The following is a 14,953-nucleotide window of genomic DNA, read 5'->3' as shown; positions in this document are numbered from 1 at the left end:
TGAACTGCACCCCAATTGTTAGACACAGTCTAACAATTGGAGGTGTAGTTTTTTTATGACTAAATTTACTTCAGAAGACAAAATAAATGCAGTAATACATTATCAAGATGGAAGTGAGAGTATAAAAGATATTGCGAAATCATTGGGAGCGAATCACGAAGTGGTTCGCATGTGGATAAAACAATTTGAATATCATGGAATCCAGGCCTTTGAAAAAGGCTATACAACGTATTCTGCACAGTATAAACTAGACGTACTAAATTATATGTTCGAAAATGGGACGTCTCCAAACGAAACGGCAGTTATTTTTAATATTTCTTCACCTGGACTTATTAGAAAATGGCGTATTCAGCTACATCAAAAAGGAGTAGACGCCCTTAAATCGAAGAAAAAGGGGCGTCAATCTATGACTAAGGACAATCAAAAATCAATTAAGAAACAAACACAAACAGAAGAGTCAGTAGAAGCATTACAAGCTGAATTGGAGCGTTTGCGTATGGAGAATGCTTATTTAAAAAAGTTGAATGCCTTAGTTCAAAACAAGGAAAAATCACCAAACAAGATAAGGCGCAAGTAATCTATGAACTAAGGAAAGCATTTCCGGTGCAGGCACTTTTAAAATTAGCAGAACTCCCACGAAGTACATATTATTACTGGATACAGAATTCTAATCGGCCAGATAAAGATAAAGAGCTAAAGATCTTAATTCAAAACATTTACGATGAACACCAAGGTCGTTATGGATATCGCCGTATTCGCGATGAGTTAATGAACCAAGGACATAAAATCAACCATAAAAAAGTTCAACGAATTATGAAAGAGTTAGGTTTAAAGAGTCTAGTTCGTATGAAAAAATATCGCTCGTATAAAGGACAAGTAGGTAAGATTGCGCCAAATATTTTAGAACGTAATTTTAAAGCTGAAAAGCCGAACGAAAAATGGGTTACAGACATAACAGAATTTAAATTATGCGGCGAGAAGCTCTACTTATCACCGATGTTAGATCTATTTAATGGAGAGATAATCGCTTATACAATTGATTCAAGACCAACCTATTCACTTGTATCGAAGATGTTGGAGAAGTCTTTTCAACAATTGACAGAAGAAGACGAACTCCTTATTCACTCTGATCAAGGCTGGCATTATCAAATGAAGAAGTATCGGCACGCCCTAAAGGAACGCAAGATTACGCAAAGTATGTCTCGTAAAGGGAACTGTTACGATAATGCGGTTATTGAAAGTTTCTTTGGTATTATGAAATCTGAATTTCTTTATCTAAAAGATTTTGAAAGCATAGAACACTTTAAACAAGAATTTGAAAAATATATCGATTATTATAATCACAAAAGAATTAAGGCAAAACTAAAAGGCATGAGTCCGGTACAATATCGAACTCATGCCCTAAAGGCTGCCTAATGAAACGACCTGTCTAACTTTATGGGGTCAGTTCACGAAAGCTCCACTGTCTATTTTTTTATTACACATGCTGCTTCAATAACGCTTCTAACTCCTCAAAATTATGCACTTCATATGTCGGTATAATCCCACTATCATTTAATTTCCTTTCTGGATTAAACCAACAAGTATCAATTCCCGCTACATATCCACCTTTAATATCAGCGCTTAATGAATCCCCAATAATCAGCCCTTCTTCAGGTGCAAAGTTAGGAATCCGTTCAAAAACATAATCAAAATACTCTTTCATCGGTTTTTGAAAACCTGTATCTTCCGAAACAAAGACATCTTTAAATAATGAATGTAACCCTGCATTGCGCAAACGTTTATCTTGCGTCTTAGAAACACCATTTGTCACTATATACAATTCATACTCCCCTTGAATTTGATTTATAAATTCAAATGCACCTTGCATGAGTTGATTTCCTTCTTCTAAGTAGTTACGATAATTATTTTCGAATAATATTCCATTTACTTCTTCTCCATACTCTTTAAACAACAGAGAGAATCGTGTATTTACAACTTCATTGCGTGATAGTTCACCTTTTTCAAAAGCATCCCAAAGACCTTTATTTATTTTTTTATAACGAGCCTCTATCTCGTCTGTTAAAGGGATTCCCTTCTCTTCAAAAAGCACCCGTAAAGCCACTTTTTCAGCCTTTTGGAAATCTAATAATGTATCATCTACATCAAATAGCAATGTTTTATATTTTTTCATAAATTCATCACACTCTCTTTTCTACAAAAACAAATTTACATAAATCGTATCATTCCTTCTTGTAAAGATAATAGGAGATATCTCATACTATACATAGGGGTGAAAATATGAAAATCAGCAAAAATGAGGAAGAAATTTATCAATACATGCGAATCCATCAATTCCATACCCTATTTTCATTTCATGTCTTGCCATATGTAGAGCTGCATTCTTTTCAAACGAAAGAGATGATATGTAGTGAAGGAAATGCTCTCCCTTATCTCTATTACTTAATTTCTGGGAGAGCCAAAATATATATGAGTCATAAAAACGGGAAGGTTTCATTAATTAATTTTATTCAAGCACCATCTTTTATCGGGGAATTAGGATTAATAGGGGTAGAAAATATTACTAAGTCCGTTGAAGTACTAGAAGATTGTGTTTGTTTGGCACTTCCTCTTAAAGATTGTCAGCAACTTTTATTACAAGATGCAACATTTTTACAGCACTTATGCAAATTTATTGGAGAAAAGACAATTACTCGCACTGAAAATTACGCAAAAAACTATAGTTATCCTTTTGAAAATCGATTAGCTGCTTTTATTTTATTAACAGAACAAAATAATTGTTATATAGAAAAGCATACTGAGGCCTCGGAATATTTAAATGTCAGCTACCGTCATCTTTTATATGTATTAAATCAGTTTTGCCAACAAAATTACTTAAAAAAAGACGGAAGAACCTATTACATACGAGATCGAATTCAATTAAAAAAACTTGCTGATGAACTAAAAATATAAAAAAAGCAGCATTAACGTTTACATGTTAATGCTGCTTTTTCGAGTGACGATTATCATTTTAATTAAAATTTACTTGCTACTTTAGCTGCTTCTTCAAGACCTGTAGCAATGATTTCTTCTGCTTTATCTGGGAATTGGTTATGTCCTTCAATAATTACTGTTTCCATGTTTGTTGCGCCGAAGAAGCCCATCATACTTGCTACATATTTAACAGCCATTTCTACCTCAGCTGCTGGACCTTCTGAATATACGCCGCCTCTTGCATTTAATAATGCAATCTTCTTATCTCCAATTAGGCCAACTGGACCCTCTGGCGTATATTTGAACGTTTTACCAGCACGGTTTAAATAATCAATATATGTGTGCAATACTGCTGGAATCGTTAAGTTCCATAATGGGAAGCCGAAAACAACTTTATCAGCTTCTAGGAATTGATTTAAATACTTATCAGCAACTGCTACTGCTTTTGCTTCTTCTTCTGTTAAATCAAATCCTTTACCTACCTTGAATGTACCATTGATCATGTCTACGCCTACGTATGGTAATTCTTCTTTATATAAATCAAGTTCTACTACTGTATCATTTGGGTGTGCTTCTTTATAGTTTGCTAAAAATGCCTCATATAATTTTACACTAACTGCTTGTTCCGCTGGACGGTTATTTGCTTTAACGAATAAAACTGTTGCCATTATTTATTCCTCCTAGTACTCACTCTTATGTTGTTATATGCTTTCAAAAAAGGTATCCCTTGTAATTGTTGTTTTGTTGCTTACAAACATATTTTATCTTTATATAAAGACAATTTCGTCCTCACATAGACGTATTTTTCCATAAAAAAAGTCCACCTTCTAAAGGCGAACTTGGTCTTACGACTTTCGTCTTATACAATTCCATTTTTAACTGCATATAATGCCGCTTGCGTACGATCAGATAAATTCAACTTACTCAAAATACTACTTACATGCGCCTTAACCGTCTTTTCTGTAATAACTAAAACAGATGCAATTTCCTTATTGCTCATCCCTTTCGCTAATAGCTGCAATACTTCATTTTCTCTCGCTGTTAGCACATCCACTTGAATAGAAGATTCTTCTTCCTTTTCTTCTACAGGTAATGTTTGAGAGAGAAGAGCATTTGCTATATCCGGATGTAATTGAATATTACCTTTATATGCGCTTCGAATAGCCTCAACAAGCTGATCTGGTTCTACATCTTTTAAAATATACCCACTTGCTCCAGCCCTTAATGCAGGTAACACATGCGCCTGATCAGAAAAGCTAGTTAATACAATTACTTTCACATTTGGATACTCTTTTTTTATATATGCCGTCGCCTCAACACCATCCATTTCAGGCATATATAAATCCATTAATATAACATCGGGATTTGTTTCTCCTACTTTCACTAACGCTTCTTTCCCATTATTCGCTTCTCCAACTAACTCTAAATCTTCCTGTGTACTTAAGAAAAATGCTAATCCTTTTAAAACGACTGTATGATCATCAACTAACAATACTTTTATTTTCACAAACTTCCCTCATTTTCACATCATAATGGTACATTTACTTTTACGCTCGTTCGTTTATTACTACTTACAATTTTAATTGTTCCACCAACTAATTCTACTCTTTCACGCATCGTAGTCATACCTAGTGATTTCTTTTCTTTTATATTCTTTTCCACAAAGCCCTTTCCTTGATCAACTATTTCTAATGATACATTTTTCTCATTCACTGTAAAATAAATCGTCGCTTCTTTTACACCTGCATGCTTACTTACATTGTTCAGTGCTTCTTGGCCTATGCGCCACAAAGCTTCTTCTACTACACGAGGTAAATCACGAACACCCGTAACTTGCTCCCTAATTTTCAGTCCCAAATTTTCACCGTACTGCTTTAGAGCTGGCAATAATCCTTTTTCTAATCCTGCCGGACGAAGCTGCCAAATTAATGTCCTCATTTCTTTCAAAGCTCCTTGCGCAAGTTCACGCATCTCATGCAAAGATTGATCTACCTTTTCATTTTTACCTTTTAAAACTGCCTCGGCGCCTTTTGTCATGAAGGTTAATGAAAATAATTTTTGCGAAACAGAATCATGTAAATCTCTTGCTAACCGATTTCTTTCTTCCATTCGTACAAGTTCACGGCGCTGCTCGTTTAACCTCAAATTCTCTATTATTAACGAAACATGGTTCGATAATGCTTGAATTACATCTATTGTATTAGCATCAAACTCTCCATTATTCAAACTAACACATAAAACACCAAATATATGGTTTTGAATATGTATTGGTGTAGCAATAACAGCTCGATTTAGATGTACATTATGTCCTATTTGATGTTTTATTAGAACTGGTTCATCTTGTTCTAACGCCTTCTTGGCCGCCTCTTTTACATCCTCTTGTAACTCTTCCTGAACGTAAGACGCTCGCAGAGATAATTCTTTTTCCTCCCTAATAAAAAGCGCTACTTGATTCCATTGAAATACTTCACCTACGTGATTTACCACCTTTTCAGGTAGTACATTAAACTTATGAATCATTTTTAAATCTTGAATGAAACGCTCTAATTTCACATAATAATGTGCTCTTCTCTTTTCATTTTCATATAATTTTGTTCGCTTTAAAGCCGTACCAATTTGGAAGGCAACCGATTGGAGTAATACTAATTCTTCTTCTGAAAAATGTGTTTTACCCGGACTTGCAACATTTAACACCCCAAATTTTTCTCCCCCAGCTTTTAAAGGAACCGTAGCATGATGAAGAATGCCCTCCGTATCCCCCCAATTATATTCAATTGCATTATTAATTCTTTTACATTCAATAATATTAACGGCTCTCTCCAATTTTCCATCTACAAAACCTCGTAAACACCAACATTCACCTTCGCACATCGGGCGTTTATTTTCATATGTAAGTGCCTCTGGTAATTGATAATCAATTAACTTCGTATACTTCCCATTTTCATCCGCAAGAAAAATCCATCCTGTCGTTAAACCTGTTACACTTAGCAATTTCTCGAGGACAGCTTGCAATACATGATATGTATCATTTGATGTATTTAATGTTTCTGCAATTTCCTTTAATATAACTAATTCATTCGTACGATTATCTCGAAACATACTCATTCTCCTGCATACAAGATTTTAAATAGCTCTTAAAATAAATCATCTACTTTTCACTTTGTACTTATTCGTAACATTGATATAATGGTGAAAACATAGTTTTCATTATATCACTCGAGGGGGCTTTCATAATGACATTAAATAAAGCACTTACTATCGCTGGTTCTGACACAAGTGGCGGTGCTGGTATACAAGCAGATTTAAAAACATTCCAAGAACTGGGCGTATACGGAATGACATCTCTTACAACAATCGTAACGATGGATCCACATAACGGTTGGGCACATAACGTATTTCCAATCCCAGCTTCTACATTAAAACCACAATTAGAAACAACAATTGAAGGTGTTGGCGTAGACGCTTTAAAAACAGGTATGCTTGGATCAGTAGAAATTATTGAAATGGTTGCAGAAACAATCGAAAAGCACAATTTCAAAAATGTAGTAGTTGACCCTGTTATGGTATGTAAAGGTGCAGATGAAGCATTACACCCTGAAACGAACGATTGCTTACGTGACGTTCTTGTGCCAAAGGCATTAGTTGTAACGCCAAACTTATTTGAAGCTTACCAATTAAGTGGTGTGAAAATTAATTCTCTTGAGGACATGAAAGAAGCAGCGAAGAAAATTCACGCTTTAGGTCCCAAATACGTACTAATTAAAGGCGGAAGCAAACTTGGTACGGAAACTGCAATCGACGTCCTATATGATGGAGAAACATTCGAACTTCTAGAATCAGAAAAAATCGATACAACCAATACACACGGTGCAGGTTGTACATATTCTGCTGCAATTACAGCAGAACTTGCAAAAGGAAAACCTGTGAAAGAAGCAGTAAAAACTGCTAAAGAATTCATCACAGCTGCTATTCGTTACTCATTCAAAATTAACGAATACGTAGGTCCAACTCACCATGGTGCATATCGTAAATTCGTTGTATCAAAAGAACTTGTCTAATATATAAATAAAAACACTCACAAGGTTCATACATTGCCTCTGTGAGTGTTTTTTATAAGCTTTATGTCTTCCGGTCATCTTATCTTTAAGATGCAGAGCTGACCTTATTTCTACCATTTCGTTTCGAGTAGTATAACGCATCATCCGCCGCTTGAATAAATTGCTCTGATGCCCCTTCATACTCTGAAACCCCTACCGAAACTGTAATTTTTATTTTTGTTCCATCTAACAATTCAAATGAATGTTTTTCAACAGCTATACGAGTTTGTTCCCCAACATGAATTCCATAAGCCATTTCTTTCCTTGGTATCAAAAGCGCAAACTCCTCTCCACCCTTTCGAAAAACCAAATCCGGAAATGCTGACATTTCTCGCAAAATATGCCCTACTTGTTTTAACACTTCGTCTCCCGCTGGGTGCCCATACGTATCATTTACATGCTTAAAATGGTCAATATCTATAAGTAGTAAACAAAGTGAATCGTTTTTCAAGTGTTTATTACTAATATGACGATTCATCTCTAAATCAAACTGTCTTACGTTTCCTAGACCTGTCAATGCATCTATCGTTGCGTATTGCTTCATCGTTTGAAATAGCTCATTGGATTGTAAAACATAATTTGCACTTATGAATGTTATGTAACCTGTAATAATACTAGAAATTAAATATAATCCCACTATGTGGATCTCTTTAATTAACCATATATATAACGCTGGGATTAGAATAGATAAAATATATGCGTGTAACCATACCCACTTTTCCCCTAAAGAAAGCTTCATACGCGAAATAAAGATACTCCCTATTCCTATCGCAATGATTGTATAAAAGGCCACTTGAGAAGCTAATGAATAATCCATAAACAACAGTCTAGTTACTAAAATCATAATAATTGTTATGGTACTCGCTATCGGCCCTCCAATAATAACAGCTAGAATAACAGCTAAGTAGCGTAAATCCAATAGGATGGTACCAACACGAACACCGAAATACATTAGTAATATACCTAGTATCCCAGTAAAAATGCCTACTACACATTTCTGCCCAAAAGAGAATCCTTCTTTTAACGGCTTATCTCTTAAAAGCTGACCTCCAACAAAAATAAAGGAAAGAATAATTGTTGTATTTACAAATAAGTCCCTTAACATAAAATGATCTCCTTACTTTTCTATCTATCCCTTTCCTTACTTTATTGTATACGAAATCCCTATAATTCCCAAAGTTTTTATTTATTTTTTGCTGTTCCACGTGAAACAGCAAAAAATAAAAAGGGCGAAAACTCGCCCTTTTTCATTAACAACAGCGTGATATTTTTCCACCCTTTGCGTTAAATCTTGCTTCTTGTGCCTCAGCAAAAAATTGCTTTTGACATAAAACCTCTTCTTCAGGATGATGCTTTTTCATATGCTCCACATATACTTCATAACTTGGTACCCCAACGAGCAAACTAATAAAGCGCTTCCTTTCCCCCCATACTTGCCACAGCTTTTTAAGCATAGTTCCTCGACTCACTTTCATCTCTAGGAATATATGGTGCCTCTTTTAACGGCATTGGCTTATTTCTTAATACTTGTATCCAAATTCGAAGTGCTGAAATTAACACAGCGATTACAACTATCATAAAAATCCCACAAAGCGCTGCATCGATATAATCATTAAAAATAATTTGCTTCATTTGAGTAACATTTTTAGCTGGTGCTAACACTTTCCCTTCATCTAACGCTCCCTGAAACACCTTCGCGTGAGATAGAAATCCGATTTTAGGATTTTCATGAAATAGCTTTTGATAACCAGCTGTCATTGTTACAATAAGCAATCCCACAGTTGGAATAAGTGTTACCCAAACGTACGCCTTTTTCCCCATTTTGAACAAAATTGTCGTTCCAAGTAATAATGCAATACCTGCTAGCATTTGATTTGCAATACCGAAAAGTGGCCATAATGTATTAATTCCACCGAGCGGATCTATTACCCCTTGGTATAAGAAATATCCCCATCCTAATACACATAATGTTGTAGCGATTACATTCGCTAATGTAGAATCCGTTTTCCCAAATGGCTTATATACATGCCCTAAAATATCTTGAATCATAAATCGGCCGACACGCGTTCCGGCATCAATCGTTGTTAAAATAAATAGGGCTTCAAAGAGAATCGCAAAATGATACCAAAATGCCATCATGGCCGTTCCACCTATTACTTGTGAGAAAATATATGCCATACCTATCGCTAATGTTGGCGCACCACCTGTACGTGATAAAATCGTTTGCTCTCCAACATTTACAGCAAGATCTTTTAATTCATTTGGTGTAATAGCAAATCCCCATGAGGAAATAACTTGAGCTGCCTGCGAGACATCTGTACCGATAAGTGCTGCGGGACTATTAATTGCAAAATACGTTCCCGGTGTTAATACACAAGCTGCAATCATCGCCATCGCTGCTACAAACGACTCCATTAACATTGCTCCATAACCGATTGGCTGTGCGTGTCCCTCTTGCTCAATCATCTTCGGCGTCGTACCTGATGAAACAAGAGCATGGAATCCAGACACTGCACCACAAGCAATAGTAATAAATAAGAATGGGAATAAGTTTCCAGAGAACACAGGACCAGTTCCATCAATAAATTTCGAAACTGCTGGCATTTGTAAATCTGGTGCTACAATTAAGATACCGATTGCTAACCCTACAATTGTTCCAACTTTTAAAAATGTACTTAAATAATCACGTGGTGCTAAAAGCATCCAAACTGGTAATGCAGATGCAATAAATCCATATACAATAAGCATAATAGCAATTGTTTCACCACTAAATGTGAACATACTTGCAAGTGTTGGATTTTCTGCTACATACTGTCCTCCAACAAGAGATAAAATAAGTAGGATAATACCGATTACTGATCCTTCTCCAACACGACCAGGCCTAATATAGCGCATATAAACTCCCATTAAAATAGCGATAGGAATCGTTGCTGCTATCGTAAACATTCCCCAAGGACTTCCGATTAGTGCCTTTACTACGACCAACGCTAATACTGCTAATAAAATAATCATAATTCCTAAAATACCTATCATTGCAATTAGTCCTGTAACAGGTCCAATCTCATCTTTAATCATTTCTCCTAACGATTTACCATTACGTCTCATTGAAGCAAATAAAATAACAAAATCTTGGACAGCCCCCGCAACAACTACCCCAACAATAATCCAAATGGTCCCTGGTAAATACCCCATTTGTGCCGCTAAAATCGGTCCTACTAAAGGTCCCGCTCCAGCAATCGCTGCAAAGTGATGTCCAAACAATACCCACTTATTTGTTGGAACATAGTCTTTCCCATCATTTAATGTATGGGCTGGTGTTTGCCGATTATCATCTAAATTAAAAACCTTTCTCGCTATAAATCTACTATAAAAGCGATAAGCAACTGCATATACACATACGGCAGCTACTAAGAGCCATACAGCATTAATGGTTTCACCTTGTGATAAAGCTATTACCCCAAAAGCACCTGCTCCTACTGCTGTAATAACGCCCCAAAGTAAGATCGATTTCAATGTCTTCACATACAATTCCCCCAATACTATTTCTTAGTGGAGATTGTACTAAATTTTCTGAATATTTAACTTGAATCCTCCCTATCATGAAGGATTTTTAGTTTATCATGTTAAAATACTCTCATTATCTACTATAATTCAATGTTATTTCGAAGGCGTTTTACATAATTACGACTGACTGGAATCGGTTGCTCATCATACCTATCTAAATACAAATTATACGTGCCATTATAATAAGGTTTCAGTTCTTTTACATATGACATATTAATTAAATAGCTTTTATGTACACGTAAAAAATCATATGCATTTAGCTTATTTTCTAATTCCTGAAGTGTATATGTTGAAATATACTGATTATTCGTTGTGTAAATTGAAACAGTTTTATTTTCTTTATTTTTACTTACATATACGATATCTTCTGGAAGAATATATCGTATGCCCTCTTGACTTTCTATCGGTAGTTTTCGCAAATAACTCTTTGCTTTCTCGCCTTGTTCTTTACCTATTTTATATAAAAGAAATTGTAAATCTTCTTCACGAAATGGTCGCAATAAATAATAAAATGCTTGGAAACGAAAAGCTGTAATAGATTCTTCTATGTTTTCACCTACAAAAATAAATTTTGTATAGCAATTTATTTCTCGTAATAAACTTGCATATTCAAAACCAGTACCATCTAGTAATTTGGAACTTAAAAAAACAAAGTCTGGTATATGTTTTTTCATCATAAATAAAGATTCTGTTCCTGTCTTTGCTTCAAAACATTCTACATTTCTCATATTTTCAGTGAAATTTTCAGCTAACTCTCTTCTCTCTTCTGCCTCTTCCATAATCAGTAAAATTTTCATTTCTTCAACCACCTAATTCTTTGTCCATATGTCCTGTTGTATACATTCGCTTTTATAAGAAATAATCCTTTTTCTTACTATACCATTATTTATCTAAAAAAACAGAAAAAAGGAAACCCCTTCGGTTTCCTCTCCCCCTTTATCCTACATTAACTGCCTAGAAAGAGCCGAGTAGTGTAGGGTAATAAACGATCAGGCATACATTTAAAATTTCACTTTATACTAATTCTCGTTGCTTCGTTTCTTGTCCAAGTATTACTACAGCGAATACACCAATTAAGATTGATCCGCAGAAAATCGTAAATATTAATGATAGTGAAGCTTCTGAGGCAACTAAATACCCCACTAATAATGGTCCAAGAATACCACCAATACGCCCAAACGCTGCTGCCATTCCTGCACCTGTACCACGAATAACGGTTGGATACTGCTCAGGTGTATAGGCGTATAATGCTCCCCAAGCACCTAAGTTAAAGAAGGATAGTAACATACCTGCCACGATTAATACTGTTAATGAATCCGCAACCCCAAACAAATAGGCACTGCAAGCTGTCCCAATTAAATACGTAACCAAAACAAATTTACGACCGAGACGTTCAATAAACCAAGCAGCGGTGAAATATCCTGGAAGTTGAGCTAATGTCATAATAAGTACGTATTGGAAACTTTTTATTAAACTAAATCCTTTTAGCACCATTACACTCGGTAACCAAAGGAACATTCCATAATAGGAAAAGACAACACAAAACCATAGAATCCATAGCATAATTGTTGCTTTACGATATTCCCCAGACCAAACTGATTTTATATTTTCAATAACAGATGGCCTTTTTTCAACTTTTTGGAACCTTGGGGAATCCGGTAAATTCCATCTTAAATATAAAGCATATAGTGCTGGAATTGCACTCAATACCATCGCAACTTCCCAACCATATTTAGGAATAACAAAATACGAGATAAGAGCTGCAATTAGCCATCCACCTGCCCAAAAACTTTCTAATAACACAACAATTTTCCCACGCTCATGCGCTTCAACACTCTCTGATACTAGTGTAGAGGCAACTGGAAGCTCTCCGCCAAGCCCCATACCAATTAAAAAGCGTAAAACGAGAAACATTGCAAGTGTTGTTGTTAATGCAGTTAAACCACTACCGATAGAAAATAACAATAATGTAATAATAAAGACTGATTTTCGCCCTATTTTATCTGATAGTATCCCAAAAATAAGCGCTCCTACTGCCATACCGATTGAGTTAATACTACCTATCCAGCCCATTTCTTGCGTACTTAATCCCCAATCCTTTTGCAAGGCTACCATTACAAATGAAAGCATTCCAACATCCATTGCATCAAATAGCCATCCAAGCCCAGCTATACCAAGTAGTTTGCGCTTCGAAATTTCTTTTACCTTGCCCACTAGAAGTCCTCCTCACACAGGTGTCTTTACACATAATTTTACATGTGTGAATTGTATAAGTAAAATACTTTTGTGTAAAAAATTTCTCCTTCATCATTCCCAAAAAGTAAAACGTCTATCCCGATTGGTGAGGGCTAATAATCAGTAGGGATGCCTCACTGATTAAAGTTTCAATTTATTAAAAATGAACAAATAAAAAAAGCAGCGATATTTCGCTACTTTTTCGAACGTATTACTTCTTTTAAAAATTCCGCTAATACTAACTGACGACGCCAGCGTGTTGGATTACTGCATAATCTATAAAACCACTCTAAATGAATCGCTTGAATCCATTTTGGTGCACGTTTTACCTCTCCAGCCCATACGTCTAAACTTCCACCCACTCCAACAGCCATTTTCGTTTCTAAACGATGCTTATTGTTTTGGATAAAGTTCTCTTGTTTCGGGAAACCAAGTGCAACAAGTAATAAATCTGGTTTTGCTTCTTGAATGCGAGAAATAATATTCTCTTCGTCTTCTTGTTTAAAATAACCATCTTGTATACCGGCGATGGATACAGCTGAATATGTCTTTGTTAAATGATCTGCTGCAGCTTGTACAACATGCGGCTTTGCACCTAATAAGAAAACAGATACCGGCTTACTATCTTCAGATAACTTCGCAAGTAAATTACACATTAAATCAAAACCTGCTACACGTTCTTTTAAAGGTGTACCAAGCATCCCGCTTGCCTTTACAACCCCAATACCATCAGGTGTAATTAAATCTGTATTCAATAATGTTTGATAGAACTTTTCATCCTTTTTTGCGCACATAACAATTTCAGGGTTTGCTGTTACTACCTGAAACGTATGAGTTCGCTCCGCTTCTAGTTGTTCTTTTAAATATTGGACCGTTTCATCCATTGTCATTGTAGAAAAAGGAACGCCTAGAATATCAACTGTTTGTACTGCCATAGTTAACTATCCTCTCTATCATTACAAGTTTTTCGCTATTAATTGCTTATATGTTTCCTTTGTATCTTCATATAGTTTTTGAAGTGAGAAGTTCATAGTAGCATGCTCATAAATATGTTTACCCATTGCTGCTAACTCTCCAGTTTTCCACTTATCATACGCTTCTTCTAAAGCTAATGCTAATGCCTTTCCATCACCTGTTGGCACAATCCATCCGTAAGTTTCATCTACGATTAATGGTTCAATTTCTCCAGCCCTAGTCACAATTGATGGTACGCGTTGATTTGCCGCTTCTAATAAAACTAGTGGGAACCCTTCACTATGGGAAGTTAATAAATTTACATGTGACGACGCAAATAATTGTTTTACATCTTGACGATGTCCTAAAAACTCTACTTTATCGTTAATCCCTTTTTCAGTAGCTAATGACTTTAGATTTTCTTCTAATGGGCCATCGCCAACTAATAATACTTTAATTTTCTCTAATTTTGTTTGTTGTAACGCATCGAATAAAACTTCATGTCCTTTGACAGGATGTAATCGTGCTACTTGGATTGCCGTAAATACATCTTCATCAATATTGAACATTTCTTTTTTATTATAGCCTTCTGCTTTTTCCTTATCGTATTCAATTCCATTATAAATAACATGCATCTTTTCATTTGAAATACCTAATGCTGCCAGGCTTTTTTTCAATCTATTTGTTACAACGAAAAATAAGTCTATATTTTTTAAGGCTTTCAAATTTAATTTCGTAAAAATCCAACCTTTTAAGCCCTGTTTAGTAAAGTCTTGAAATGGATCACTATGAATAGTCGTTACCCATTTTGCCTTTATTCTCTTTTTCATTAAAGAAACATAGAAATTAGCCCTAGGGCCATGTGTATGAACTACATCAAATTTTTCTTTATTAATAAATTCACTTATATTCTTTAAAATGGATAAATCATAGCGCGATTTTTGTGAAAACACATGGACTTTTATCCCTAACTCCCTTGCTTCCTTCGCAACAATTCCATCTTCAAATACTGCTAATTCTACTTCACCAGTTGGAAACTGATCGAGAAGTGAAATAATATGTGTTTTCCCTCCCCCATCTTCTGCTCCTGCATTCATATGCAATATTCTCATATTTTTTCCTCCTTTAAA

14 protein-coding genes are annotated in these 14,953 nt (G+C 35.3%); 3 read left to right on the top strand and 11 right to left on the bottom strand.

The window, feature by feature from the left end:
- The first annotated feature begins 55 nt into the window (after window positions 1-55).
- Window positions 56-1,416 (top strand): IS3 family transposase gene (locus ACTFR3_RS22950; protein WP_088338564.1). Its coding sequence is split into 2 segments (ribosomal slippage): window positions 56-512 and window positions 512-1,416, totalling 1,362 coding nucleotides; the frame shifts between segments, so codons are not numbered across the junction.
- Between the two features lie 61 nt (window positions 1,417-1,477).
- Here the strand turns inward: ACTFR3_RS22950 and ACTFR3_RS22945 are convergent.
- Window positions 1,478-2,173 carry a YjjG family noncanonical pyrimidine nucleotidase gene (locus ACTFR3_RS22945; protein WP_000760196.1) on the bottom strand — a complete coding sequence of 232 codons (696 nt, stop codon included), beginning with the start codon at window positions 2,171-2,173 and terminating at the stop codon, window positions 1,478-1,480.
- Window positions 2,174-2,280: 107 nt separating this feature from the next.
- Between ACTFR3_RS22945 and ACTFR3_RS22940 the strand changes: the two genes are divergently transcribed.
- Window positions 2,281-2,952 carry a transcriptional regulator YeiL gene (locus ACTFR3_RS22940; RefSeq protein ID WP_000703326.1) on the top strand — a complete coding sequence of 224 codons (672 nt, stop codon included), beginning with the start codon at window positions 2,281-2,283 and terminating at the stop codon, window positions 2,950-2,952.
- A gap of 62 nt (window positions 2,953-3,014) precedes the next feature.
- On the opposite strand, the gene ACTFR3_RS22935 is transcribed toward ACTFR3_RS22940, so the two are convergent.
- The 3 genes from ACTFR3_RS22935 to ACTFR3_RS22925 all read right to left on the bottom strand — a co-directional run bounded on the left by ACTFR3_RS22935 (window position 3,015) and on the right by ACTFR3_RS22925 (window position 6,072).
- Complete coding sequence (locus ACTFR3_RS22935) at window positions 3,015-3,641, bottom strand: FMN-dependent NADH-azoreductase (protein WP_000246734.1); 627 nt, start codon at window positions 3,639-3,641, stop codon at window positions 3,015-3,017.
- A gap of 191 nt (window positions 3,642-3,832) precedes the next feature.
- Entirely contained in the window at window positions 3,833-4,480 is a 648-nt protein-coding gene (locus tag ACTFR3_RS22930) for a response regulator (protein ID WP_000695801.1), read from the bottom strand.
- 20 nt (window positions 4,481-4,500) lie between these two features.
- Window positions 4,501-6,072: a GAF domain-containing sensor histidine kinase gene (locus tag ACTFR3_RS22925; protein ID WP_000488138.1), complete on the bottom strand. Its 1,572-nt coding sequence runs from the start codon at window positions 6,070-6,072 to the stop codon at window positions 4,501-4,503.
- Window positions 6,073-6,206: 134 nt separating this feature from the next.
- Here ACTFR3_RS22925 and pdxK point away from each other — a divergent pair, with 134 nt between their 5' ends.
- Window positions 6,207-7,031: a pyridoxine/pyridoxal/pyridoxamine kinase gene (pdxK, locus tag ACTFR3_RS22920; RefSeq protein ID WP_000174260.1), complete on the top strand. Its 825-nt coding sequence runs from the start codon at window positions 6,207-6,209 to the stop codon at window positions 7,029-7,031.
- Between the two features lie 85 nt (window positions 7,032-7,116).
- Here the strand turns inward: pdxK and ACTFR3_RS22915 are convergent, their stop codons facing one another.
- The 7 genes from ACTFR3_RS22915 to ACTFR3_RS22885 all read right to left on the bottom strand — a co-directional run bounded on the left by ACTFR3_RS22915 (window position 7,117) and on the right by ACTFR3_RS22885 (window position 14,935).
- Window positions 7,117-8,175: a GGDEF domain-containing protein gene (locus ACTFR3_RS22915; RefSeq protein WP_000942916.1), complete on the bottom strand. Its 1,059-nt coding sequence runs from the start codon at window positions 8,173-8,175 to the stop codon at window positions 7,117-7,119.
- A gap of 145 nt (window positions 8,176-8,320) precedes the next feature.
- The gene (locus tag ACTFR3_RS22910; RefSeq protein WP_000914503.1) at window positions 8,321-8,524 is read right to left on the bottom strand and encodes a YbdD/YjiX family protein; all 204 of its coding nucleotides are present in this window, start codon (window positions 8,522-8,524) and stop codon (window positions 8,321-8,323) included.
- Window positions 8,517-10,592, bottom strand: a complete 2,076-nt coding sequence (cstA, locus tag ACTFR3_RS22905) for a carbon starvation protein CstA (RefSeq protein ID WP_000854312.1) — start codon at window positions 10,590-10,592, stop codon at window positions 8,517-8,519. Before cstA ends, ACTFR3_RS22910 begins: the two co-directional genes overlap by 8 nt.
- A gap of 122 nt (window positions 10,593-10,714) precedes the next feature.
- Complete coding sequence (locus ACTFR3_RS22900) at window positions 10,715-11,431, bottom strand: LytR/AlgR family response regulator transcription factor (RefSeq protein ID WP_000698256.1); 717 nt, start codon at window positions 11,429-11,431, stop codon at window positions 10,715-10,717.
- A 217-nt stretch (window positions 11,432-11,648) separates the two neighbouring features.
- The gene (locus ACTFR3_RS22895; protein ID WP_017657617.1) at window positions 11,649-12,848 is read right to left on the bottom strand and encodes an MFS transporter; all 1,200 of its coding nucleotides are present in this window, start codon (window positions 12,846-12,848) and stop codon (window positions 11,649-11,651) included.
- A gap of 215 nt (window positions 12,849-13,063) precedes the next feature.
- The gene (locus ACTFR3_RS22890) at window positions 13,064-13,804 is read right to left on the bottom strand and encodes a WecB/TagA/CpsF family glycosyltransferase (protein ID WP_322369028.1); all 741 of its coding nucleotides are present in this window, start codon (window positions 13,802-13,804) and stop codon (window positions 13,064-13,066) included.
- 21 nt (window positions 13,805-13,825) lie between these two features.
- A complete protein-coding gene (locus tag ACTFR3_RS22885) occupies window positions 13,826-14,935 on the bottom strand; it encodes a glycosyltransferase family 4 protein (protein WP_001221227.1) in 1,110 nt (369 codons plus the stop codon).
- Window positions 14,936-14,953 lie beyond the last annotated feature (18 nt).

This window comes from Bacillus cereus group sp. MYBK14-1 (assembly GCF_051916885.1).
Lineage (GTDB): Bacteria > Bacillota > Bacilli > Bacillales > Bacillaceae_G > Bacillus_A > Bacillus_A cereus.
Note: the sequence above shows the minus strand (reverse complement) of the source record. Positions and strands in the feature narration are given on the sequence as shown.

Excerpts from the sequence above, each read along its gene's own strand:
- ACTFR3_RS22945 (WP_000760196.1), bottom strand. The coding sequence starts at position 2,173 with ATGAAAAAATATAAAACATTGCTATTTGATGTAGATGATACATTATTA.
- ACTFR3_RS22940 (WP_000703326.1), top strand. The coding sequence starts at position 2,281 with ATGAAAATCAGCAAAAATGAGGAAGAAATTTATCAATACATGCGAATC.
- ACTFR3_RS22935 (WP_000246734.1), bottom strand. The coding sequence starts at position 3,641 with ATGGCAACAGTTTTATTCGTTAAAGCAAATAACCGTCCAGCGGAACAA.
- ACTFR3_RS22925 (WP_000488138.1), bottom strand. The coding sequence starts at position 6,072 with ATGTTTCGAGATAATCGTACGAATGAATTAGTTATATTAAAGGAAATT.
- pdxK (WP_000174260.1), top strand. The coding sequence starts at position 6,207 with ATGACATTAAATAAAGCACTTACTATCGCTGGTTCTGACACAAGTGGC.
- ACTFR3_RS22915 (WP_000942916.1), bottom strand. The coding sequence starts at position 8,175 with ATGTTAAGGGACTTATTTGTAAATACAACAATTATTCTTTCCTTTATT.
- ACTFR3_RS22910 (WP_000914503.1), bottom strand. The coding sequence starts at position 8,524 with ATGCTTAAAAAGCTGTGGCAAGTATGGGGGGAAAGGAAGCGCTTTATT.
- ACTFR3_RS22900 (WP_000698256.1), bottom strand. The coding sequence starts at position 11,431 with ATGAAAATTTTACTGATTATGGAAGAGGCAGAAGAGAGAAGAGAGTTA.
- ACTFR3_RS22890 (WP_322369028.1), bottom strand. The coding sequence starts at position 13,804 with ATGGCAGTACAAACAGTTGATATTCTAGGCGTTCCTTTTTCTACAATG.
- ACTFR3_RS22885 (WP_001221227.1), bottom strand. The coding sequence starts at position 14,935 with ATGAGAATATTGCATATGAATGCAGGAGCAGAAGATGGGGGAGGGAAA.